The sequence below is a fragment of the Priestia sp. D51 genome, from assembly GCF_053345675.1.
Genome location: NZ_JBLTIR010000002.1, coordinates 465,063 through 488,064, shown reverse-complemented (window position 1 = coordinate 488,064; position 23,002 = coordinate 465,063). Strand labels below are relative to the sequence as shown.

At 38.6% G+C, this 23,002-nt stretch carries 23 protein-coding genes and 1 riboswitch; of the genes, 14 read left to right on the top strand and 9 right to left on the bottom strand.

Features of this window, described 5'->3' with window-relative positions; genetic code table 11:
- Positions 1–186: 186 nt before the first annotated feature.
- Positions 187–1,758, top strand: a complete 1,572-nt coding sequence (locus ACNHOZ_RS09085) for an APC family permease (RefSeq protein ID WP_028412838.1) — start codon at positions 187–189, stop codon at positions 1,756–1,758.
- 58 nt (positions 1,759–1,816) lie between these two features.
- On the opposite strand, the gene ACNHOZ_RS09080 is transcribed toward ACNHOZ_RS09085, so the two are convergent.
- Entirely contained in the window at positions 1,817–2,380 is a 564-nt protein-coding gene (locus ACNHOZ_RS09080) for a YdcF family protein (RefSeq protein WP_033579429.1), read from the bottom strand.
- A gap of 147 nt (positions 2,381–2,527) precedes the next feature.
- Positions 2,528–2,707, top strand: a riboswitch (cobalamin riboswitch).
- Positions 2,708–2,799: 92 nt separating this feature from the next.
- Here ACNHOZ_RS09080 and ACNHOZ_RS09075 point away from each other — a divergent pair.
- From ACNHOZ_RS09075 to ACNHOZ_RS09065, 3 genes are all read left to right on the top strand, one after another.
- The gene (locus ACNHOZ_RS09075; protein WP_048019031.1) at positions 2,800–4,326 is read left to right on the top strand and encodes a cobyric acid synthase; all 1,527 of its coding nucleotides are present in this window, start codon (positions 2,800–2,802) and stop codon (positions 4,324–4,326) included.
- 205 nt (positions 4,327–4,531) lie between these two features.
- Positions 4,532–5,590, top strand: a complete 1,059-nt coding sequence (locus ACNHOZ_RS09070; protein WP_028412841.1) for a FecCD family ABC transporter permease — start codon at positions 4,532–4,534, stop codon at positions 5,588–5,590.
- Positions 5,587–6,870, top strand: coding sequence for an ABC transporter ATP-binding protein (locus ACNHOZ_RS09065; RefSeq protein ID WP_033579427.1), 1,284 nt, complete (start codon positions 5,587–5,589; stop codon positions 6,868–6,870). The genes ACNHOZ_RS09070 and ACNHOZ_RS09065 overlap by 4 nt, the downstream gene beginning before the upstream one ends.
- 17 nt (positions 6,871–6,887) lie before the next feature.
- Here the strand turns inward: ACNHOZ_RS09065 and ACNHOZ_RS09060 are convergent, their stop codons facing one another.
- The 7 genes from ACNHOZ_RS09060 to ACNHOZ_RS09030 all read right to left on the bottom strand — a co-directional run bounded on the left by ACNHOZ_RS09060 (position 6,888) and on the right by ACNHOZ_RS09030 (position 11,724).
- On the bottom strand, positions 6,888–7,706 hold the full coding sequence (locus ACNHOZ_RS09060; protein WP_048019032.1) for a hypothetical protein: 819 nt from the start codon (positions 7,704–7,706) through the stop codon (positions 6,888–6,890).
- A gap of 44 nt (positions 7,707–7,750) precedes the next feature.
- Entirely contained in the window at positions 7,751–8,176 is a 426-nt protein-coding gene (locus ACNHOZ_RS09055; protein ID WP_048019033.1) for an Hsp20/alpha crystallin family protein, read from the bottom strand.
- Between the two features lie 89 nt (positions 8,177–8,265).
- Entirely contained in the window at positions 8,266–8,769 is a 504-nt protein-coding gene (locus tag ACNHOZ_RS09050) for an Hsp20/alpha crystallin family protein (protein ID WP_028412845.1), read from the bottom strand.
- Positions 8,770–8,820: 51 nt separating this feature from the next.
- On the bottom strand, positions 8,821–9,063 hold the full coding sequence (locus ACNHOZ_RS09045) for a spore germination protein (protein WP_013057626.1): 243 nt from the start codon (positions 9,061–9,063) through the stop codon (positions 8,821–8,823).
- A gap of 107 nt (positions 9,064–9,170) precedes the next feature.
- The gene (locus tag ACNHOZ_RS09040) at positions 9,171–9,413 is read right to left on the bottom strand and encodes a spore germination protein (protein WP_013057625.1); all 243 of its coding nucleotides are present in this window, start codon (positions 9,411–9,413) and stop codon (positions 9,171–9,173) included.
- Between the two features lie 143 nt (positions 9,414–9,556).
- The gene (locus ACNHOZ_RS09035; RefSeq protein WP_048019034.1) at positions 9,557–10,336 is read right to left on the bottom strand and encodes an STAS domain-containing protein; all 780 of its coding nucleotides are present in this window, start codon (positions 10,334–10,336) and stop codon (positions 9,557–9,559) included.
- A 182-nt stretch (positions 10,337–10,518) separates the two neighbouring features.
- Positions 10,519–11,724: a TcaA 3rd/4th domain-containing protein gene (locus ACNHOZ_RS09030; protein WP_048019035.1), complete on the bottom strand. Its 1,206-nt coding sequence runs from the start codon at positions 11,722–11,724 to the stop codon at positions 10,519–10,521.
- 198 nt (positions 11,725–11,922) lie between these two features.
- Here ACNHOZ_RS09030 and ACNHOZ_RS09025 point away from each other — a divergent pair, with 198 nt between their 5' ends.
- The 3 genes from ACNHOZ_RS09025 to ACNHOZ_RS09015 all read left to right on the top strand — a co-directional run bounded on the left by ACNHOZ_RS09025 (position 11,923) and on the right by ACNHOZ_RS09015 (position 14,661).
- A complete protein-coding gene (locus ACNHOZ_RS09025; RefSeq protein ID WP_048019036.1) occupies positions 11,923–13,068 on the top strand; it encodes an acyl-CoA dehydrogenase family protein in 1,146 nt (381 codons plus the stop codon).
- 90 nt (positions 13,069–13,158) lie between these two features.
- On the top strand, positions 13,159–13,713 hold the full coding sequence (locus tag ACNHOZ_RS09020; protein WP_048019037.1) for a GrpB family protein: 555 nt from the start codon (positions 13,159–13,161) through the stop codon (positions 13,711–13,713).
- A 15-nt stretch (positions 13,714–13,728) separates the two neighbouring features.
- Positions 13,729–14,661 carry an alpha/beta hydrolase gene (locus tag ACNHOZ_RS09015; protein WP_048019038.1) on the top strand — a complete coding sequence of 311 codons (933 nt, stop codon included), beginning with the start codon at positions 13,729–13,731 and terminating at the stop codon, positions 14,659–14,661.
- A gap of 155 nt (positions 14,662–14,816) precedes the next feature.
- Here ACNHOZ_RS09015 and ACNHOZ_RS09010 read toward each other — a convergent pair whose 3' ends face one another.
- A complete protein-coding gene (locus ACNHOZ_RS09010; RefSeq protein ID WP_080743170.1) occupies positions 14,817–14,969 on the bottom strand; it encodes a YflJ family protein in 153 nt (50 codons plus the stop codon).
- A gap of 149 nt (positions 14,970–15,118) precedes the next feature.
- Here ACNHOZ_RS09010 and ACNHOZ_RS09005 point away from each other — a divergent pair, with 149 nt between their 5' ends.
- From ACNHOZ_RS09005 to ACNHOZ_RS08975, 7 genes are all read left to right on the top strand, one after another.
- Positions 15,119–15,982, top strand: coding sequence for an alpha/beta fold hydrolase (locus tag ACNHOZ_RS09005; RefSeq protein WP_048019039.1), 864 nt, complete (start codon positions 15,119–15,121; stop codon positions 15,980–15,982).
- A 434-nt stretch (positions 15,983–16,416) separates the two neighbouring features.
- Positions 16,417–17,760 carry a hypothetical protein gene (locus ACNHOZ_RS09000; protein WP_048019040.1) on the top strand — a complete coding sequence of 448 codons (1,344 nt, stop codon included), beginning with the start codon at positions 16,417–16,419 and terminating at the stop codon, positions 17,758–17,760.
- Positions 17,761–17,866: 106 nt separating this feature from the next.
- The gene (locus tag ACNHOZ_RS08995; RefSeq protein ID WP_033579418.1) at positions 17,867–18,829 is read left to right on the top strand and encodes a class F sortase; all 963 of its coding nucleotides are present in this window, start codon (positions 17,867–17,869) and stop codon (positions 18,827–18,829) included.
- Positions 18,830–19,059: 230 nt separating this feature from the next.
- Positions 19,060–20,598: an AbgT family transporter gene (locus ACNHOZ_RS08990; RefSeq protein WP_196299083.1), complete on the top strand. Its 1,539-nt coding sequence runs from the start codon at positions 19,060–19,062 to the stop codon at positions 20,596–20,598.
- A gap of 264 nt (positions 20,599–20,862) precedes the next feature.
- Positions 20,863–22,089: an ammonium transporter gene (locus ACNHOZ_RS08985; RefSeq protein ID WP_028412855.1), complete on the top strand. Its 1,227-nt coding sequence runs from the start codon at positions 20,863–20,865 to the stop codon at positions 22,087–22,089.
- 14 nt (positions 22,090–22,103) lie between these two features.
- Positions 22,104–22,466: a P-II family nitrogen regulator gene (locus ACNHOZ_RS08980; protein WP_013057611.1), complete on the top strand. Its 363-nt coding sequence runs from the start codon at positions 22,104–22,106 to the stop codon at positions 22,464–22,466.
- Between the two features lie 165 nt (positions 22,467–22,631).
- The gene (locus ACNHOZ_RS08975; protein WP_168760963.1) at positions 22,632–22,769 is read left to right on the top strand and encodes a hypothetical protein; all 138 of its coding nucleotides are present in this window, start codon (positions 22,632–22,634) and stop codon (positions 22,767–22,769) included.
- The last annotated feature ends 233 nt before the right edge of the window (positions 22,770–23,002 follow it).

The following is a 23,002-nucleotide window of genomic DNA, read 5'->3' as shown; positions in this document are numbered from 1 at the left end:
TATGCGCTATACATAAGCAATTCAACGATGTTTTACAAAAAAATAAAGTTTTTAACTTGGTTTTTTAGAGAATATTTGTTAACATATCCACTTGTGAGGTCTTAGTAAGAGGAGGATGATGTAAAGAATCCCATATCGGACGCAAGGGCGTAGATATGTGGAGTGGAAATTTTAAAGGAGGATATTATGTCTGATCAAGGAAATCAAGGAAAGTTTAAAAAATCAATATCGTTACTTGACCTAACGTTAATTGGGATGGGAGCTATTTTTGGTTCCGCCTGGTTATTTGCGGTTAGTAACGTAGCGTCAAAGGCTGGTCCAGCCGGAAGTTTTTCGTGGCTGATTGGCGGAGTCATTATTTTACTTATCGGTTTAGTGTATGCTGAACTTGGAGCAGCGCTGCCGCGTACCGGTGGAATTATCCGTTATCCGGTTTACTCACATGGTCATTTAGTGGGTTACTTAATTTCATTCATTACCATTATTGCTTACACAAGTTTGATTGCCATCGAGGTAACGGCTGTACGTCAGTATGTTGCGTTTTGGCTTCCTGGTCTAACTAAACATGGTTCTGAATCGCCTACTACAATCGGCTGGTTATTTCAGTTCGCGTTATTAACGCTATTTTTTATCATTAACTACGTAAGTGTAAAAGCATTTGCTAAGTCAAATGTTATTATATCTGTGTTCAAATATGCGGTTCCTCTTACAATTATCGTCGTGTTAGCTTATCACTTTAAATCAGCTAACTTTACAACTGGCGATTTTACTCCGTTTGGTTTTAATGGTATTCAAGCAGCCATTTCAACAGGTGGCGTTATGTTTGCTTACCTAGGACTTCACCCTATTGTTTCTGTAGCCAGTGAAGTTAAAAACCCGCAGCGTAATATTCCAATCGCGCTCATTATCTGTATTGTACTTTCAGCGATTATTTACACAGCACTGCAAGTATTGTTCATTGGTAACATTCCGGCTGATATGCTATCAGGAGGATGGGGAACAATTCAAGAGCAATTCTCTTTACCATTTAAAGATATTGCACTTATTTTAGGCCTTGGCTGGTTAGTAACGCTTGTTATTTTTGATGCTATTTTATCACCAGGCGGTAACGGGAACATCTTCATGAATACAACTTCTCGTTTAGTTTATGCTTGGTCTCGTAATGGAACACTATTTAAACGTTTCTCAAAAGTAGATAAGAAAACAGGAATTCCACGTGCGTCACTATGGCTATCGTTTGGAATGTCCGTATTCTGGACACTGCCATTTCCTTCTTGGGAAGCGCTAGTAAACGTATGTTCAGTAGCACTTATTCTGTCTTATGCGATTGCGCCAATTTCAGCTGCTGCATTCAGAGTAAATGCAAAAGACCTTAAAAAGCCTTTCAAATTAAAAGGCATGAGCGTTATTGCTCCCGTGTCATTTATCTTCTGTTCATACATCGTATATTGGTCAGGATGGACGACAATTTCTTGGCTTCTAGGATCACAGCTTCTAATGGTTGTTATCTACGTAGCATTTAAGAAATACGTACCAACTGACGTTGTAAAATTTGCACAGCAGCTTAAATCTGCTTGGTGGCTAGTTGCTTATTATATTATTATGCTTGTTATCTCTTACCTAGGCTCATTTGGTGGAGGACAAGGTGTGCTAAGCAACCCGCTTGACTTAATTTTAATTGCTCTTGTTTCAATCGGTATTTTCTACTGGGCGAAATACACGGGTTTACCAAAAGCAGTTATCGATACGGATGATTAATAAAAAACACGGCATGAATTCATGCCGTGTTTTTCGTTTGTATAGGGGTGTACTCTATTTATTTATCAAACAGCCACGTTTTTAAGATAGCAGCATACTCACGAAAGTAGGCTTGAAGTTTAATTGAATTTGGTGTCTTTGCACCTAAAGGATAAACGTCAAAACCTTGACGCTTGGCAATAATAGAGGCGCGAAATAAATGAAAATCACTGCTAACAAGCACGACTTTTTTGTGTTGAATATCAACTTTCTTTTTAGTGAAAGTGAAATTCTCAAAAGTAGAAGTTGACTGATCCTCTTTTATCATTCGATTCTTTTTAATTCCTTCTTTTCGTAGAAAACGATAGGCTGCTTCTGCTTCAGAAATTTCTTCATCGGATCCTTTTCCACCCGTTACGATAACTTTTGTTTGTTTATGAGTCTTTAAATAAGATAAAGCCGTTTTTGCTCGTTCTTTTAAACTAGGAGACATTTGATCTCCGTCTACTTTGGAACCTAAAATGAGCACATAATCTGCTTTTTGCGGAACAGGCTGATGAGCGGTTTGATACATACAAAAAGACATGATTGCTATGTAAAGAACAAGCAAACTAATAAAGATATAAATGATTTTTTTCTTCAACTACGAGCACCTTCCTAGCTATTTCATAAGATGTTTGGAAAATAATTGTTATTATAGCATACGAGACCCAAATAAGTATAAACACAGTAATATATAATAATAGAAGAAAATCGTTATTGTGAATGGTTATAAAATTCGTTACAATAAAGAATAAATGATTTTAAAAGTGCCTCTAAGGAGGATAATAGGGAAATCGGTGTAAATCCGGTGCAGCCCCCGCTACTGTAAATGTGGATGAACCTGCAAAGACCCACTAGTCAAACTAGGAAGGATGCAGAAGTAAAATGAAGCATAAGCCAGGAGACCTGCTTTTAAAAACCCCTTATTTTTCGGTGGGAGAAATAAGTCAAGACAATGTGTTAATGAGCGCATGACCAAACCTTGACTTTTACAGTTAAGGTTTTTTTATGTGATAGGGAGTGGAAAAAGTGAAAAAAGGAAAACCTCTTATGATTCAAGGAACGCACTCAGACGCTGGAAAAAGCATGATTGCTACAGCGTTTTGCCGTATTTTTAAAGAAGACGGCTATCAAACTGCACCGTTTAAATCGCAAAATATGGCGCTTAATTCATACATTACAATGGATGGAAAAGAAATTGGAAGAGCGCAAGGAATTCAAGCTGAAGCGGCTGGAGTAGAAGCAACAACCAATATGAATCCTATTTTAATTAAACCAACTCGTGATCATGAATCTCAAATTGTCGTTCATGGAAAGCCGCTTCGTAATATGTTTGCTTTTCAGTATCGGCAAGAATTTTTTAATGAAGGTTTGAACGTTATCACGGAGTCTTATAAAGAGCTTGCCAATCATTATGATCGAATTGTGATTGAAGGTGCTGGAAGTCCTGCTGAAGTGAATTTGAACGATCGGGAACTGGTAAATATGCGCGTAGCAAAGATAGCCCAAGCCCCTGTTGTGTTAGTAGGAGACATTGATAAAGGAGGGGTTTTTGCGAGTCTGGTGGGTACTCTTCAATTGCTTCCAGATGAACATAAACCTAGAGTAATTGGAGTGTTAATCAATAAATTCCGAGGAGACTTAGAGCTTTTAAAACCGGGGTTGAAGTGGTTTGAAGAATACACGGGAGTTCCGGTACTAGGAGTGATTCCTTATATGCACGACGTGGAAATTGACGCTGAAGATTCGCTATCACTCAGAAATTACTCAACGCTTGTGAATCCGTTAAAAGAAATCGATATTGCGGTTATCTCGTATCCTCGCATCTCAAATTTTACAGACATTGATCCTCTAAGCTTAGAAGAAGACTGTCATGTGAGACTTGTAACCAAGCCATCACAACTAGGTACGCCTGATTTAATTGTTTTACCAGGAAGCAAAAATACGATTGAAGATGCGCAGTTTTTACAAGAAAGCGGCCTGGCTCTAGCCATTAATCAAGTCTTGAACGCAACGAACGCTCACGTTATTGGCATCTGCGGGGGATATCAAATGTTAGGCGAGACAATTACGGACCCCGATGCAGTAGAGTCCCGGATTGAATCTATTAAAGGGCTGGGTTTGCTTCCAGTGGAAACCGTTATGACAACCAGCAAAAAAACAGAAAGAGTTTCTGGATATGTTCAGTTAGAGAGTGAGAAGGTTTCGATTGAAGGCTATGAAATTCATATGGGAAAGACGGTTTCTAAAAGCATAACGGAAGCCTTTGCGGTGGTAGATGATCAAAAAGAAGGAACGGTTAAAGACAACATCATTGGCACGTATGTTCATGATGTGTTTCATAACGATGCTTTGCGCAGAGCTTTGCTTAATCAAATTCGTAAACATAAAAAATTGCCGCCTATTACGGATACATTCAACAGTCGCCTGCAAAAAGAGGAGTCTTTTTCAAAAGCAGCAGCATATGTGAGAGAAGCTGTAGATATGGAAAAGCTGTATCATTTAATAGACAACTATAAAAGCCCGGAGCAAGCACAAAAAGTGTAGCTTGTAGAGGTTTTCGCTTGTTTTTTCACCGAGAACTTTAGTACGCTATTCTACGTTGCCTAGTTCAACAGTCTAGCACTCGTAACAAATAAAAGATGATTGTTTCCAATACTATGTAGGATGGAAACATGGTTTATGGACAGGAAAATGAATGGTTAATGTAATGTAAAACATCACGCCTCGTTTCCTAGAGGAGCTGAAAGTATTGATTTTTAAACGTATTTTTTTAAACAAAGCATCTATTTTATACATAGTCAGTTTATTTATTGTATGTACTTCGGTGATTATGGGAGTATTTATTGGTACAGTTTCGTTAACCGTAGGAGATACAATCAAAATTATTATTGGCCACCTTACCGGACTATCCTTATATCACGGTCCGGAAAACATGGATTTAATCATTTGGCAAATTCGTTTTCCAAGAGTACTGGTGGCATTTTTAGTAGGAGCTTCGCTTTCAATAGCAGGAGCTGCCTTTCAAGGGCTATTAAGAAACTCTCTTGCAGATCCTTACACGATCGGAGTTTCCTCAGGTGCAACCCTTGGCTCTGTCATGGCAATTTATTTTCACTGGAGTATTTTTGGTTTGTCTATCTTCACGCTGCCTGTAGTCGGCATCGTATCTGGTTTTATTACTCTTCTTTTAGTTTTTGGTATTACGAAACTCGCAAGCGGCAATTTGGCCAATGAAACTATCATCTTAGCGGGGATTATTTTATCATCCTTTATGAGCGCGCTTATTTCATTAATTGTAGCTCTTTCTCCTGAAGAAGATGTAAGGCAGGTTTTATATTGGCTAATGGGAAGCGTATCAATGAGAGGATGGTCGCATATTCAAATTTTAGGGCCGTTCTTTTTAGTCGGTACGATTATGCTGCTGTTACATGTGAAAGAGCTGAACGGCTTAGCATTTGGCGATCAATCCGCTCAATTTATGGGGATAGACGTAAAGAAGAAAAAAAGAATGATTTTAATAGGTGCATCCGTATTAACCGGGGCTGCGGTATCAGTATCTGGGGCAATTGGATTTGTTGGCTTAGTTATTCCCCACGTAGTGCGTCTCGTAGCGGGAGCTAATCATAAGCATGTACTGCCGCTTTCTATTTTAATCGGAGGAAGTTATTTGGTTTTAGCCGATTTATTAGCAAGAACGATATTAGAACCTCGTGAACTGCCGATTGGAGTCGTAACCGCCTTAATTGGTTCGCCAATTTTTACGCTGCTGCTTGTAAAAGAACGTATGCGGAAAAGAGGAATATCATGATTGAACTATATAATGTGACGGGAGGATACGATAAACAGAAACCGACCGTTCGTGACATCACGTTCACCGTAGACAAAGGTTCTTTTGTTGCTTTACTAGGACCAAATGGAAGCGGAAAAACAACGCTTATTCGCTTAATTATGAATGTATTAACCACTCAATCAGGAGAAGTAAAGGTAGAAGGGAAGTCAGTGAAGGCTTATTCACCAAAACAACTGGCGCAAAAAGTTGCAGTCATGACGCAAGAAAATCAAATTGGATTAGAATTTACGGTTCAAGAAATTGTTTCACTGGGACGTTATCCTTATCAGGCAAAAGGTTTGTTTAGCACTGTATCAGCACAGGATGAAGAAGTGGTAGAAAGCGTGATGAAATTAACAAACGTCTGGCACTATCGAAATCATACCTTTCAATCGCTGAGCGGTGGAGAAAAACAGCGGGTTTTACTTGCTAAAGCACTGGCGCAAGAACCTGACTACTTACTTCTTGATGAACCAACGAATCACTTAGATGTAAAACATACGATGGAACTGCTTCAGCTGTTAAAAACGTTACAGCAGGAAATGAGCTTGACGGTTCTGGCCATTTTGCATGATCTCAACATTGCCTCGCTGTTTGCAGATAATGCCGTATTATTGAAAGATGGAAGAGTAGAAGAAACAGGGATGGATGCCATTTTTCAGGATGCAGCTACGTTAAAAAGAGTATATGGCGTTGATTTGCATGTATTTCACCATCCCGCTGTGAACAAGCGGCAAATTGCTTTTGTGCCGCCGTATCAATATCCAGAGACGGACTTCCATGAGTTGTATCAGTTGCAAAAGGAACCGGGCAAGCTATGTTTATCCTTTGCTCGTCCTTTGAGAACTCTTTCACTGGGTTCCAATGAAACAGGTCTAGACTGGTGTCAAGAAATTGTTCAACAGCAAAGCAGTTCTAACACGGCGTGGAAATCTGCGTCTTTATCTAGTCATGAAGTTCGCTTAAAAGACGATAAAGGTTACTCGTGGCTGACTGTACTGACACATGGACAAAAAGAGAATGAAATGAATATTGTTCTACTAACAAATACACCGCTTTCGGACGCGAACTTACTTCATGCTGCGATGAAGGTAATTGAATACCGGGCTTTCTTAGGAAAAACAGGCCGTATTGTTGTAGCATCATCTCATCATAAAGAAGAAAATCAAGAAGAAATTTCAGCGTTCTTAATGGAACGCCTACAGAAAGAATTACAACTATTTATGGAAACAAAAATGACCGACAATTGCTTTAAATAAGCAGTAGCGGTCATTTTTTATTCTTCGGAGTGATCAGGCTTTTCTGTTTCACCTCCTGAACTCATCGTTGTCTCAGTTGTATGTTCATCAATCTTTTTTTCTTTTAGCTTAACAGAGAATAAGTCTTTGACTTCTTCATCCACTTGATCAGAGTCAGCGCTGTAAGTTGTACCAATGTTTAAGTGGCCGGTCAAATCTTTAATTCCTAGCTGGCCAAAATTATTACTAAGGTCAATTTTGTCTAACAATACTTTTTCCACCATAATTTTTTCAACAACAATGGACTGCTTTGGCTGAGTTACTTCATCAATCTTTTTGTCAAGAGTTTTCACCATCTCATATAAAGCTGTATTGGACGATTCTTCCTTTAACGCAGAGAGCTGATTTTGAATGTCTTCGAAATTAGGAGCTGACTGCATAGTCGAAAGTAAATGAGCTGTTTGCTCGTGCAGTTGAGACAATGATTGAATAAGATGAGCTGATTCATGTAATTGCTGATGAAGCTCTTCTATTTTAGGAATCGCGTCGGTTAAACGCGTCACTTGATCAATAATTCCCTGCAGATTCAGCGCTGAATCTGACGAATGAACAGGTTTTGTGAATTCAACTTCATCAGATGTCTTAGGCTCCGTTTGGCTCGGCAACTTCTTTGGCTGCTGAGGGGGTTTCTTTAGATTAGACTGTTTTTTAGTTTTCATCTTTTCGGGTAATTCTTTCCGCTTTTGATTAGAGCTTTGGTCTATGGGACTTACTTTTTTTTTGGTTGGAAGGGAAGACGGATTTATTTTGCGGACTGTTTCAATTTTAGGCGATTGTTTAAACCACTTAGAAAACATGAAATTCCCTGCCTTTCATGCTACGTATAGTTCTGCACAATAAATTACAAATCAAATTTCACGTGCAATAGACCATCTTTAAATGATGCGTGACACGGCGCTTCCCCTACAGCAGGTGGAAGGATGATTGATCGTTGAAACGTTCCTTCACGTCTTTCTTTGTGAAGAACATTTGCATCCTTCATCGTTAAAAGAGATGAACCGGATATGTGTAAAGTATTTTCATGCATGGTCAATTCGACGTCTGTTCGTTTAGCACCGGGTATTTCAATCACAACTAACAGTTGATTTGCCCATTCGTATACATCAATTAAAGGATAATCTCGATACTCATTTACAATTTGAGGAGAAGCATCTGCTTCCGTATCATTCTTTTCTTCAGGATCATCGTCAAAAATCTTTTCCCAAAATTTTGTATGGTTTTCTTCTTGTAACGTTTCTGCCCACTTTTTAAACTTTCCATCATTCATATTTGTCACCTTCTTTAAAAAAATAAAACAAGGCCTTTTGCCGCTTTCTATTTTATATGTATGCATGAAAACAGAAAAAAACGTCCACTTTAATCTAAATCGTGGACGTCTATTTGAGACATAGGAATATTAACATGTTTAGGCATCCGGATTTCCAACACCCCGGAACGATATACGGCGCGTGTACCTTTTTTGCGAACCGAACAAGGAAGCTGAATTTCTTCTTTGAAGGATTCTTCTCCATCTATTCCTTCAATCGTACACACGTATGGAGTATGATAGACTTTAATGCTTGATACAATATCGCGGTTAGGAATTTTTAACTGAACAATGCATTCGTCTAATGTATTAATGACGTTTGAATCAAATCTTCTTAGCTGTTGTCCATGACCTTCATTTCCCACATCCTGCTGTTCTTTCATCATGTCTTGGGCCTGCTTAAAGAATTCATTTCCTTGCATAAAATCCGGAAAAGAATGGGACATCGTAGAAGAAATCATTTGCTGAATATATTTATTCATGTCTTTAGATGCCATTCCTTTTGGGATATTTTCCATCATTCCTTTAAACGGAGACTTTCCAAATGGAAACATATTTACACACCTCCTTGTAATGTGCCAAGTAAAACGACAAAATCGTTAAATCTAAATTTGATTTCCAATTGGAGCTGAAGGGTTTGCAATTTGATCTTGATCGCTTACGTCAGGATCTAACACGCCCGTATTCATTTGAGAGCAAGTAGGAGAGAAGTTACCTAAAGAGAAATTTGCGCCGTTAAACTTTGAGTTCGCCGTGTGACTGTTTTGAATGGTGGAACCGAAATCAATATTTGCGTTTTGTGTGACACCGTTTGTTACGATATTAAAAACGTTAATTTGAAGAGGCATAAAGAGACTCCTTACTGTTTTTATTCATTCTACTCCAACGGCCTATTGCGTTCAGAGAGAATGTATTCACCGTTTGTCGTCATGCTGTTGACAAGCATTGCCCTATATCACTGCTGATAACCATTGACATGATCAACGTTTGCAATATCTGTTTGGTCATTTGTATCAGGATCGATATAAATGTTTCGCATTTTCGAGGAAGCAGGTGAGACATCGCCATAAGAAGAGTTCGTACCAGTGGATTTTGAATGAGCCGTGTGACTGTTGTGGAGTGCTTCGCCAATGTTGACAGAACCGTTGCTTGAGATACTGTTGATCTTTAAATTATAAATGTTAATAACACTTGGCATACGCTCTCACCCTTTTCTATGGTTGATTAATGTATCCTATGATGATAAGTGCCTAAACGTTCACAATTCCTCATAACTAAAATCGCCTTTTCCGATTGAAGGAAAAAGCGATTGAGAGAGGATTACTTAATGATATGATGGGCTTATGAAATGGGTGCAATACGACAATTCTTTTTTTCTAAAATGTAAGAGATGCTTTGTTGGACAGTGGAAAATGTTCGCCAATTAAACTGAGAATCAACAAGCGACAGAGCCATTTTTGAAGAAAGACCAACAATAAGGCAAGTGGTACCAATCAAACGCAAAGCATCGTGGAGCGTGTTAATATAATAACCGTGTTCTTCATCTAATGAATGAAGGGAAGATAAATCAATAAGTAAATAGCGCGCCTGTTCTTTTACAACTGCCTCCAATACCGTTTCAGTTAGCTTCTTTCCACGTTCTATATCCATCTTACCGGTAATGGGCACAGCTAAAACCTCGTCCCATATCTTTAATAAAGGAGTGGACAAATCCTCAATTAACCGCTCTTTTTCAAGCTCTGCTTCGGCTTGATCTGTAAAGTCTAATAGCATAAGCAAGTAGCCATAGCGCTCGTCGTCTTTTGTATCAATGGGGTGAATCACAGCTTCTGCTACGTATTGACTGCCAATCGTTATACGCGTTCTGTAGGTTGTATGAAGAGAGGTGAGTAAATTTTCCGTTTCTTCAGAATTGGAATGAAAGAAGTCCATATGCTTTCCAATTAACTCTTCGATATGAGATAACTGGTAGATTGGGAGTACTGGCTGAAGTGTTTCAATTGCTCTTGCATTCATCCACTGCACACGATAGTCTTGATCTGCAATGATCATGGTTTCTTGAATATTTTCTAAAATCAAATGTCCATTAAGCTTTTGTGGAAGTCGTCCAATTCCATTCATTCTCCATCTCTCCTTATGCGTGTAGTAAGTTTATGTACATCTACTTTATATTTTACAGTGAAAAGAATGAAGAAGGCTATAAAAAATTTATTAACGTATGTAGGGATCATGGTATGTAAAAAAACGTAGGAGTAAGCACTCGCTTCAATCAAAAAACTCCCCTGGGTAAAGGGGAGTTCACTTTATTCATATGATTTAATAAAATCAACGTTATATTTTTCAACGCTTGATAAGTAGGAGTCTCTAAATGATGAATCAGGCGTATACCATGACTTTTCATAAAAATAGGTTTGAAGATCTTTCGATTTAAATACATACCCATGCCGCGCATAGATTTCATTTCGAGCTAGCCTTCGTTCACTCGAGCTCAAACTGCTAATATCACTATAGCTTAATTTGTAAGAATCCGAATCCGGAAGAATATAAGAGCTTGAAGTAGCATAAGAGCGCGGCCCAGGCACGATTACTTCTCGTTCTTTTATGACGGTTTTTTCCTTTTCAAGGGGCGGCGTTTGTATATTTAATATAATACTTTCTTCACTTTGAATGGTGTAAGGACTGCTTTTGAACGTGGTGCCGCCTTTTTGCACTTCTGCATGAACAGTGACGCTTCCATCCGTGGCAACAGGCCCTATTTGTGATGAGCTATTCACCTGAAGCCCCGTGCTTTTTCCGTTTACGAATAAAATAGCGTCATCTCTATTCGATGAGATTGTAACATAAGCCCCTTTAAATACAACAGATATATTTTCTTCTTTTTGACGGTGAAAGTTTACAGTGGTTTGGTCTGTAAGCTTTCCGTAAGAGCTTTCATAAGAAGCTGTAAGCGGGTAATTTCCAATCATAAAAGGACCTATTTTTTGCGTTTGATTTTTGGATATGGATTGTTTTGTATCATTGACTGTAACTGTTGCATCCTCTGGCGTGGTGAGGGAGATATAATATGAGGACGGCACAACCACGTACTGTTTTTTGAAGAGTGGTGAATGTTTCTGTTCTTTTATTGTAAAGTAGATACTCGATTTATTTTTCAAATCATTTTCAACGTCTCGTAAAATAGAACCATCGGAAGTTGCATCCAACAGAGCTTGAATAGATGTGTCATTAATAACTAGAGTAGACTGCGAAGAGTCTACTAACTCTCTTAACACAGCTGTATCTTTCGATTCCAATGCCTCAATAAAGCGGTCAGCCGTTTTTTCTTCTGAACCAGAGAAAAAGAAATAAAATACAAAAGTTAAAAGAAGTATAAGCACAATACCCCCGCCAATATACCAGCTCTTTTTATGCTTAGCTGCAGCTGGCGACACGGTGAAAGAAAAGCCGCAGTTATTGCAAAATAATTGATCTGTGCTTGCACTGGCACCGCATTTTGGACATTGATTCATTCACACCATTCCCTTCTTTTTATTCCATTAAATGTATGGAACGTGTAGGTAAAACAGACCATTAAATTGGAAAAAGAATAGATTTAACGAGAAAGATAAACACACCAAACATGCACAGAAAAGATGAGGTATGCTATGATAAGAACTATATATTAATCCGATAGGGACACTCTGTCATATAAAAAGGAGATGAAGCAAATGAGTGTTTCATTTGTAAATAAAAATCAAAAGTCTACGTACGAAAAACTGCTACCTCTAGTCGAAAAATTTAAGAAACGAGCTTTTAAAATAGATGAAGAAGGTACGTTTCCGTTTGAAAATATTCAAGAGTTAAAAGAAGCTGGCTATACACGTCTTTCTCTAGAAAGCAACTATGGAGGAGATGAATTACGCCTTTATGATTTTTTATTATTTCAAGAATTAATTGCTCAAGGGGACGCTTCTACGGCTCTTAGTATTGGATGGCATATGGGGATTACAATGGACTTGCGTGAAAAACAGCCTTGGAGTCAGCAAATGCTCGATTTTATTTTTAAAGAAATAGAAAAAGGTGCACTTATTAATACCGCTGCTACTGAACCGAAGACAGGAAGTCCTACTCGAGGAGGCAAACCGGAAACGACAGCTGTAAAAACAAAAGAAGGCTGGCGAATCAATGGCCGAAAAACATTCACTACGATGTCTCCAGTGTTAAATTACTTTTTGGTAAAAGCAAGCATTGAAGGTGAAGAAGAGATCGGCTTGTTTTTAATTCCTCGTGAAACAAGCGGACTTTCAATAGAAGAAACATGGGATATGATTGCAATGCGCGGGACAGGAAGTCACGATCTTGTGCTAGAAAATGTCGATATTGAACAAGACTTTCTTGTTGAACGCCTAGGTGGCTTTAAAAAGAATGAGCCAAGCGGCTGGTTGCTTCATATACCAGCTTGCTACATGGGTACAGCCATCGCAGCAAGAGATTATGCTGTCGCATTTGCTACAGAATATTCGCCTAATAGTATTGAAGGAACGATTAGCGAGTTGCCAAATGTGCAGCGTTTAGTCGGAGAGATGGAACTTGAACTCATGCAGGCGCGTCACTTTATGTACAGCGTGGCAAATAAATGGGATGAAACAAGCGACCGAGCAGCATTAGCGGGAGAATTAGCAGCTGTCAAACACGTAGTGACCAATAGTGCCTGTACGGTTGTTGACAAAGCCATGCGCATAGTAGGAGCGCGTAGCTTGCAGCGCAGTAATCCGCTGCAGCGCTATTATAGAGACGTGCGTGCTGGGCTCCACAACCCTCCAATGGATGATATGACGGTTGTTAATTTAGCGAAGCAGGCGTTTGCTAGATAAAACTTAATAACATGTTAAATGATGAAAAACTGCTTATTATAGGCTATTCTATAGTAAGCAGTTTTTTCGTTACAAAAGGAGGAATTGAAGATGAAGTCCGTAAGAGAAATTCAGCTGACACCTCATAATATCGCGTGGGAAAAGGAATTTTCAAAAGAAGCTGCCACCTTAACAACTATAATGTCAGCTCAAGTTTTAGAGGTTCATCATATCGGAAGCACTGCTGTTCCCGGCTTAAGCGCAAAACCGATTATTGATTTACTTATTGAAGTGAAAGATATAAAAAAAGTAGATACATATAATCAAAAGATGGAACAGCTTGGATATGAAGCAAAAGGTGAAAACGGCATAAAAGGAAGACGATACTTCCAAAAAGGTGGAAATGAAAGAACCCACCACGTTCATATTTATGAAAAAGGCCACCCAGAAATTAATCGGCATATATGGTTTCGAGATTATCTGCGTACTCACCCTGATGCAGCAAAAGAATACGAAACGTTGAAAACAGAACTAGCGCATCGCTATCGCTTTGAACCGGAAAAATATGTGGAAAATAAAACGAATTTTATTCATAAAATAGATGGGCTAGCTTTAAAATGGAAAAAGGGAAGCAGCAATAAGAATAGGAAAGATGATCTTAGATAAAAAGGAGGAACGAGCTTGACTCCAGTTCTAAATCGACAGACAAATACAGGTAAAAAGAAAAAAACAATATGGATCAGCCTGATATCCTTTGTTATTCTTTGTTTTGTACTTTGTACGGCCATTTCTCTTTATGTAGGCATAAGCCTGACAAAACTAGATAAAAATCCTGCTGTGAAAAATCCTAGTGATTACGGCATGCACTATAGCAATCAAGTATTTTTGAGCAAAGACGGAATAACCCATTTAAAAGGATGGATGATTGAACCAACGGAACAGCCAAAAGCGACCATTATTATGTCACATGGATACGGAAATAACCGTGAAGCACAAGGAGCGGGCTTTCTGCCGCTGAGTAAAGAATTTGTAAAAGCGGGATATCGAGTAGTCATGTTTGACTTTAGAGATTCAGGAGACTCAGAAGGAAATCAAACGACGATTGGTGTAAAAGAACAGCTCGATTTATTAGGCGTTATTCAGAAAATGAAAGAAACAAAAAAAGAGCCAATTGTGCTCTACGGCATTTCAATGGGAGCAGCCACTTCTTTATTAGCAGCCTATCAAGATGACGACGTAAAAGCAGTGGTAGCCGATAGTCCTTTTAGTGATTTAACCTCTTATTTAAAAGAAAATCTATCTGTATGGTCTCATTTACCAAATTTTCCATTTACACCGCTAACCATTGCTATTCTTCCTGTTATTGCAGATGTAAATCCTGCTGAAGCTAGTCCTATTAAAGCAGTCGAGCATATTTACCCTCGACCAATTTTATTTATACACAGCACAGGAGATACAAAAATCCCTTACACTGAAAGTGAAAAAATGGCTAAAACACACCCGGATGCTTTTTCCTTCTGGAAAACTGATAAAGCAGAACACGTTCAAAATTATCATGTATACAAAAAAGAATATGTAAAGCGGGTATTATCTTTTATTGAGCAATCGCTGTAAAAAAAGTGGATGGGACAAAAATATGTTAGACGAAATGTAAAACGAACCATTGATCAAAACTTTTGATTAGTGGTTCGTTTTTTTGTTAAGACAAACGTAGATTTCATTTGTGTAAATCTTTAGATGGGATTCATTTCGTTATGTCTCAAACTCTTTTAGCCGTTGATTTTACCTTGTTCTATAAGCTCAGCATGTAAATTACGAAGAATGTAGGTTTTATAACTTTCTAGCTTTCTTCCATCGATTTTAGAGATATTGGCCGCTTTTAACTGCTGAACAAACCAGCCCTTTGAATAGATATGAGCCATTGTTAATCACTCCTTCAAAAAAATCCACTCTAAATAATTAACTATATTCATAAAAGGAACTAAAAAGAAGTGAACGAAGCAAATGAATTGACGTTCATTTTTTACAGCGTTATACTGCTCTACAGCTACATAAAAGGAGGAAATGAACAATGAGCAAACAGTATATAAACGTAAATGGCGTTAATTTGCACTACATAAGCAAGGGACAAGGAGAGCTTATGCTATTTCTTCATGGGTTTCCTGACTTTTCGCATATTTGGCGACACCAGATAGATGAATTTTCTAATGATTTTCACACAATTGCTCTGGACTTAAGAGGATATAACTTATCTGAAAAGCCAAGCGGACTAAAATCATACGAGATTGATGTATTAGTAGAAGATATTCGCCAAGTGATTGAAGGCCTAGGATATAGCTCCTGCACGCTAGTTGTACACGACTGGGGAGCAGGAATCGGATGGACATTTGCTTATCGCTACCCGGAATATGTACAAAAATTAATTGCTTTTAACGGTCCGCACCCTTATACATTTATGCGTGAGCTTAGAACAAATAAAAATCAGCAAAAAGCAAGTGAGTATATGAAATGGTTTCAAAAACAAGAAGCACAGGACTATATGGAACGAGACAACTTCTCAGGTTTGCGTAAGCTTGTGATCGACCCAGGTGTAAAAAAAGGATACCTAACAGCTGATGATGTACAAGCATACATGAACTCTTGGGAAAATGGCTCTGTACTGTCCATGCTAAGTTATTACCGCAATTTAAAGATTTTCACGGAAGAAGACCTTCGAAGAAAATCTTTGTTTCCGTTAGAAGAAGAAGTGTTAAACATCCCGGTACAAATTATTTGGGGAAATCAAGATCCTACTTTTATGCCTGAAAACTTAGATGGTATTGAAGAATATGTGCCAAACATATTTGTTCACCGATTAGCTGAAGCATCTCATGCCCCTCAGCATGAAAAGCCTCAAGAAGTAAACAACGTGATGTGGAATTTTTTAAATAAGTAAAGAGAAAAAGAAAGGTTTCCTTTAGAAACCTTTCTTTTTCTTTTGAATTTAAAATAATTTTTAAAAAAGTGATCCAACAGAATAAGGTGATCGTTAGGTAAGTAGAAAAGGAAGGAATTCTTGAAAAAAAGCGGTTAAAAACTTTTTCAAAAAAAGTGATCTAGCTGAACAAAGCGTTCGTTAGATAAGTAGAAAGGGAAGGAATTCTTGATGAAAATGACATCTTAAAAAAGTTTTAAAAAAGTGATCCAAGGTCGTTCGCCAATCGTTTAGTAGATAGAAAGAGAATACTTCCTAAAAAGAGTCATTAAATACGGGAGAACATGAAGGTAAAATATAAAGAACATTCAAAATGTTCAATCTATTTAATGATTTAAGATGTAGTAAGAATGAAAAAAGTAGCGTACATCAACTAAAAATGAGGAGAGTGGAAAATGATGAAATTAAGCAAAAAGTTAATGATCCCTGTACTAGGAGCTTCACTATTGATGCCCACAATTGCAAACGCTGAGGAAGCACAACCAACGGCAGTAACAAAAGCTGCAGATTTACGAGCGAACTTAGACTACTTATTATCTGAACACTTTACGCTTGCCGTTGCCGCTATGACAACAGCCTATGACGGTTCTAAAGACGCTGACGCTGCGTTTAAAGCATTGGACCAAAATGCCGTTGACATGGAGCCTGCTATTGCGTCTGTCTATGGTGATAAAGGAGCAGCTGAATTCGAAAGAATTTTCAGAGAACATAACAATTACACAGATGATTTTGTAAAAGCAACAAAAGAAAATGACAAAGAAGCCATGGCTGAAGTAGATAAAGAAGTAAATCAATTCGTAAATGAATTTGCTAAGTTCTTAAGTACTGCTACGGAAGGCAAACTACCTGAAGATGCAGCAAAAGAAGCGCTTCGCGTACATGAAGACCAAGTAAAAGAAACATTTGAAGATTATGTAGCAGGTGACTACGAAGCGGCCGCTAAAACATACCGCGAAGGATATCAGCAAATGTTTGCCATTAGTAAAGCGTTATCAAATGCAATCGTAACGCAAATGCCTGATAAATTCGACAATACCAAAGTAGGTACACCAGCAGCAGATTTACGTTCTTCATTAAACAGCTTAGCAGCAGAACATTTTGCTTTAGCAACAATGGGAATGGAAAAAGGGTTCAACGGTTCAAAAGATTACGACTATGTTAGCTGGTTAGAAAATGCTAACACAGCAGATTTTAAAGCTGCAATCGGTTCAGTATATGGCGATGAAGGGGCTGCACAATTCGAAAAAATTTGGCAAGGAGATCACATCAATGCCCAAGCTGAACTAGTAAGTGCACAAGTAAAAGGCGATGAAGCAGGAGAAAAAGCTGCTAAAGACAAGCTCCATAAATTCGCGCAAGAATTTGGTACATTCTTAGGAACAGCAACAGATGGAAACCTTCCAACTGCAGACGCACAGGCAGCTATAAAAGCACATGAAGATACGGTTATTAAAACATTTGAGCAATATGCATCCGGCGACTACGCTGGAAGTTATGATACGTACCGTGAAGGGTATAAATTAATGTTTGGTGTCGGCCAAGCTTTAGGTGAAGCGATTGTAAAACAAAATCCCGATAAGTTTGCTGAGACAGCTATGCCAACAGATATGCCGAAAACAGGTATGGGCGGGGCATCTGAATCAACGATGAACCCACTAACAGCGATCTATATTGCACTAGGTTCGTTAGCTGTATTAACAGCTGGAGTTATTTTACGCAAGAAACCAGTAAGCAAATAATATTTTTTCTCCTTTTCCTTATGAATTACAAGTCAAGAGTCCTAAAAAAAGAAGAGAGGTTGTTCTCTCTTCTTTTTTATAAACAGCTGTGAAACGAGGTGACGATGTGAAAAAAGCGATTGTTCTCGCCTACTGTATATTAAGTTTGGTCCTGCTTGTTAGCGGCGGACTATATTTTAAAGAACAAATGGTAGAAGCAAAAGAAATGAAGCAACAGAATGCAGCTAAGCAAAAAGAAAAAGAAGCACAATCAAAGGATTTAAAAAGCCGGGTAACGCTTGAAGAGGAATTTGCTGTATTAAAAAAGCATAAAACAGAAGCCAAACAGTTAAACAAAGAATTCAAAGGAATTATTCCTGCAAAAGTGTCCATTCCAGCTATTCATGTGGAGGCTTCAATTGAACAAGTAGGGTTATTAGACAGCGGTGAAATGGCAGCGCCATCTACAGAAAATGGAGTTGCTTGGTTTGAACCAGGAGCTAAACCTGGCGTAAAAGGAAATGCTGTACTAGCAGGACACGTAGACAGTAAAACCGGCCCTGCCGTCTTTTACAATCTAAAAAACTTAAAAAAAGATGATGAAATTACCGTAAGAGATGCACAGGGGACCACGCTTACCTTTGTTGTTAAACGTACAAAAAGCTATCCGCGAGATAAGGCACCTTTAAACGAAATTTTTGGGTACAGCAACAAACGTAATTTAAATCTAATTACGTGTACAGGCACGTTTGACCGTGCAGAAGGAACCCATCAAGAGAGGTTAGTTGTATATACAGAACTAAAAGCTGACCAAGCAAAAGAATTGGAGCGTGAAGCAACTGCACCACAACCTCCCACACATGTAAAGATGAGCGGTAATTTGCTTACGTGGTACGCGGTACGAGAAGGCAATATTATCGGTTACCGAATTTATAAAAAGAACCCAGGCGGAACATTTGTCCATATTGGCAGCGTTTCGGAATTTGAGCGAAAAAGCTTTGCCGACTCCGACGCATCTCAGTCTCGTTATTATGTAACAGCTGTTAACGAGTCAGGAAAAGAGTCTGCCCCATCTAGTATAGCGAAATAACAAAAAGCTCTCTTCAAACGGAGAGCTTTTTGTTATTTTTGATTGTCGATTCAAAAGATATCTTCTGGCTTTCTATTTATCTAAATGCTATTAGTTTTAATAGATAAATAAAAATTCCTTAAAAATAATACTTGAATAATATAAATATTCAGATTATTATGTACTAATAGTCTTTTTGGTAATTAAAAGGAAAAAAACAAAAAGAATCTAAAAGAAAAGGGAGAGAAAGTATGGCACAACCTAATTTGCAAACAGAGCAAAAATCACATCCAACAACCTTTCTAGACAAACTATTAGGAAGAGTAGAAGCATTCGGAAACAAACTACCTGATCCTTTTATTTTGTTTGTATGCTTAGCGCTTATTATCGTATTAGCGTCTGTTGCTATTAATAGTATGGGAGTAACAGTGGTCCATCCTGGTACTAATAAGACTCTTCCAATTAAAAGTTTGTTGTCGCATGAAGGCATTCAGTATATCTTAACATCGATGCTGACCAATTTCACTGAATTTAAGCCCCTAGGACTTGTACTTGCTATGATGCTTGGAGTCGGACTTGCAGAAAAAGTAGGTCTGCTTGAAGTGGCCATAAAGAAAACGATTTTAAATGCTCCAAAAGCTCTTATTACATACGCCATCATTTTTACAGGGATTATGGCCAACTTAGCCGCAGATGCTGCTTTTGTCATCGTGCCTCCGCTTGCCGCAATGATATTTTATACAGTAGGAAGACACCCGCTTGCTGGATTAGCAGCAGGATTTGCTGGGGTGGGATCAGGCTTTACAGCGAATCTTATTATATCCGGAACCGACGGATTGTTATCAGGCATTTCTACTGAAGCTGCTAAAACAATCGACCCAAGCGCTGCTGTCAGTCCTGCAGCGAACTGGTACTTCATGGCGGCTTCTGTATTCGTTTTAACTATTATAGGAGCGATCGTCACTGAAAAGATTGTAGAACCTAGACTGGGTAATTATAAAGGGAGAAAACGCAATGATTTTGGTGAAATCAGTGAGGTAGAAGCAAAAGGATTAAAAAACAGTATCGTTGCTACATGTATTTATGTCGTTGTACTAGCTGTTTTCTTATTTTGGCCCAACTCTCCTCTACGAAATGAAGACGGCGGAATTGTTCCATCTCCTTTTTTAGATGGTATCATTCCGATTACGCTGCTGTTTTTTGTGGTAGTTGGCTCTGTTTATGGAATAACAGTAGGGAAAATCAAAAGTTCTAGAGATATACCTGCTTATATGACTGATTCGATGAAAGATATGGCTAGCTATATTGTCCTGATTTTTGCCGCCGCTCAATTTATCGCTTACTTTAATTGGACTAATATTGGAACGTGGATTGCAGTAGAAGGAGCGGATGCATTAAAAGCACTAAATCTAACTGGACTTCCAGTTGTGGTTGGTTTTGTATTTTTAACTGTGGTTCTAAGCCTTCTTATTTTTAGCGGCTCTGCTCAATGGGCACTAGAAGCACCTATTTTTATTCCATTATTCATGCTGTTAGGATACAATCCTGGATTTATTCAAGCAGCTTACCGAATAGCGGATTCGTCTACGAATGTAATCACTCCTTTAAATCCATACATGATTGTCATTTTAGCCTTTATGAAAGAATACGAGCCGAAAGCAGGACTTGGAACCATCATTTCACTTATGCTTCCTTATACTTTAGCCTTCTTAGGAATTTGGATTGTAATGTTGATTGTTTTTGCTGTATTCGGTATTCCTTTAGGACCAGGTGTATATATGTATTTGTAAAAAAAATCCTCTTCTTGGAGTAGAAGAGGATTTTTTATGTCAGAAATTCTAACACATACAAATAATATTGCAGCTTCTGTGTACATAGAAGAATAAATAACAAAAAGAAAAGAGTTTTAAAAACAAAAGTTTTCTGAATAAATTTGCAAAAAGTAGTTGCTAAATACATATAAATCAAATATGATAGTAAACATAACAAGATATGTTATATAATCTAACATTTAATTTAGGGGTTATTTATTCGTACTTAAGGGGGAAATCATCATGCAAATGGGCGATTCAGTATTTATGTTTTTTTCGGCATTATTGGTTTGGATTATGACACCAGCTATTGCATTGTTTTACGGAGGCATGGTTCGAAGTAAAAACATGTTAAGTACCGCGATGTATAGCGTAGGTTCATTAGCTGTCATATCTGTTCTTTGGATAGTAGCTGGCTATTCTCTAGCATTTTCGACCGGTGGCAATGCTTTTATTGGAAACTTGGACTGGGTGGGATTAAAAGGCGTTGGATTCACTCCAAACGGGGACTACAGCGCAACGATCCCGCATAACATGTTTATGATGTTTCAACTAACATTTGCTGTGTTAACAGTAGCTATTATCTCTGGGGCTTTTGCAGAGCGCATGAAGTTTTCAGCATTTATCTTATTTGCTATCCTATGGTCATTATTTGTATATGCACCCGTTGCACACTGGGTTTGGGGAGTTGGCGGATGGCTTCGTGAACTAGGAGCTATTGACTTTGCTGGCGGAAACGTCGTTCACATTTCATCAGGTGTAGCAGGATTAATTCTAGCTCTTGTTGTTGGAAAACGAAAAAATGCCGATGCTGCAGCACCTCACAATTTACCACTAACTCTTTTAGGCGGAATGCTGATTTGGTTCGGGTGGTTTGGATTTAACGTTGGAAGTTCCTTAACTATTAACAGCGTTGCAATGACGGCTTTCATTAACACGAATACAGCGGCAGCAACAGGAATTATCGGCTGGCTTGTAGTAGAGTGGATTATTAATAAAAAGCCTACGCTGCTTGGAGCCGTTTCGGGAGCGATTGCTGGACTTGTAGCTATTACACCAGCTTGTGGATTCGTTACACCGTTTGCTTCTATTGTAATTGGTTTTATCGGCGGAGCAGTTTGTTTCTGGGGTATCTTCTCACTTAAAAAGAAAATCGGTTACGACGATGCGTTAGATGCATTTGGTCTTCACGGTATTGGGGGAACATGGGGAGGTATCGCAACGGGTTTATTTGCCACAACTTCTGTAAATGATGCCGGCGCGAATGGTTTATTCTACGGAGACCCAAGTCTACTATGGAAACAGCTGGTGGCTATCGTAGCAACGTATCTATTTGTCGGCATCGCTACCTTCATTATTGTTAAAGTGGTTGGGTTGGTAGTATCTCTACGCGCAACACAAGAAGAAGAAACGCTCGGGCTTGATATTACGCTGCACGGTGAAAGAGCGTATCACGAATCGAATATGTAAAAGGGGTGGGCACAGTGAGTGATGTTTTAACAAAAATTGAAATTATTACGCGCCCTTCAAAGTTTGAAGAGCTTAAGCAAGAACTAGCAAAAATTGGCGTGAGCGGTATTACGGTTACAGATGCGTTAGGATGCGGATTGCAAAAAGGCATTACGGAACTTTACAGGGGGGTCAAAAAACAAGACAATATGCACGCCCGAATTAAAGTAGAAATTGTTGTGTGCGAAGTTCCCGTATCCGACGTTGTTGATAAAGCAAGAAAAGTACTAAATACAGGTCAGCCTGGGGATGGGAAAATATTTATCTATGAATTAAAGAATGCGATTAAGATCCGAACAGGGGAAGAGGGATCACAGGCATTACGAAACAATAGTTAAACTCGGGGAGAAGCGGAAAACAAAGGGTCATAAAAAGAGGCTGGGACAAAAGTAGTTTAGCCCAAGTGAAAAACGAACCACTCATCAACATATTTAATGAGTGGTTCGTTTTTTTGTTTTTTGTGATGATGCCTATCGTTTTATTTGTTTCTGTCCTTCTAGCAGTTGATTGGAGGGCAAGGCGGAGACTCCTGCGGGAAAAGCGGGACAGGTGAGACCCAGCAGGAGCACAAGCGCCGAGGAGGCTCAGCGGCCGCCCGCGGAAAGCGAAGCCCTGCACGGAAATCAACTGCGGTGTCATAAGCCGGCCAGCCCATGTATCTCATTTGTCCGTCTTTCGGTTAGATTCATTTCGTTATGTCTCAACCTTTTTTTAGGTTGAATAGTTACAAGGCATGTTTCCTTATGGTGACATGCTTTTTTGTTATATATACGGTCAAGGAGTATATCGCAAAAAACAAGGGAATATAATTAAAATTATTTTTATAAAATTGAGAAAATTATAAAAATATGTGTCATTATTACTGACAAGTTTG

Coding starts and splice junctions, on each gene's coding strand:
- ACNHOZ_RS09085 (WP_028412838.1), top strand. CDS start 187: ATGTCTGATCAAGGAAATCAAGGAAAGTTTAAAAAATCAATATCGTTA.
- ACNHOZ_RS09065 (WP_033579427.1), top strand. CDS start 5,587: ATGATTGAACTATATAATGTGACGGGAGGATACGATAAACAGAAACCG.
- ACNHOZ_RS09060 (WP_048019032.1), bottom strand. CDS start 7,706: ATGTTTTCTAAGTGGTTTAAACAATCGCCTAAAATTGAAACAGTCCGC.
- ACNHOZ_RS09055 (WP_048019033.1), bottom strand. CDS start 8,176: ATGAATGATGGAAAGTTTAAAAAGTGGGCAGAAACGTTACAAGAAGAA.
- ACNHOZ_RS09050 (WP_028412845.1), bottom strand. CDS start 8,769: ATGTTTCCATTTGGAAAGTCTCCGTTTAAAGGAATGATGGAAAATATC.
- ACNHOZ_RS09045 (WP_013057626.1), bottom strand. CDS start 9,063: ATGCCTCTTCAAATTAACGTTTTTAATATCGTAACAAACGGTGTCACA.
- ACNHOZ_RS09040 (WP_013057625.1), bottom strand. CDS start 9,413: ATGCCAAGTGTTATTAACATTTATAATTTAAAGATCAACAGTATCTCA.
- ACNHOZ_RS09035 (WP_048019034.1), bottom strand. CDS start 10,336: ATGAATGGAATTGGACGACTTCCACAAAAGCTTAATGGACATTTGATT.
- ACNHOZ_RS09030 (WP_048019035.1), bottom strand. CDS start 11,724: ATGAATCAATGTCCAAAATGCGGTGCCAGTGCAAGCACAGATCAATTA.
- ACNHOZ_RS09025 (WP_048019036.1), top strand. CDS start 11,923: ATGAGTGTTTCATTTGTAAATAAAAATCAAAAGTCTACGTACGAAAAA.
- ACNHOZ_RS09020 (WP_048019037.1), top strand. CDS start 13,159: ATGAAGTCCGTAAGAGAAATTCAGCTGACACCTCATAATATCGCGTGG.
- ACNHOZ_RS09010 (WP_080743170.1), bottom strand. CDS start 14,969: ATGGCTCATATCTATTCAAAGGGCTGGTTTGTTCAGCAGTTAAAAGCG.
- ACNHOZ_RS09005 (WP_048019039.1), top strand. CDS start 15,119: ATGAGCAAACAGTATATAAACGTAAATGGCGTTAATTTGCACTACATA.
- ACNHOZ_RS09000 (WP_048019040.1), top strand. CDS start 16,417: ATGATGAAATTAAGCAAAAAGTTAATGATCCCTGTACTAGGAGCTTCA.
- ACNHOZ_RS08990 (WP_196299083.1), top strand. CDS start 19,060: ATGGCACAACCTAATTTGCAAACAGAGCAAAAATCACATCCAACAACC.
- ACNHOZ_RS08985 (WP_028412855.1), top strand. CDS start 20,863: ATGCAAATGGGCGATTCAGTATTTATGTTTTTTTCGGCATTATTGGTT.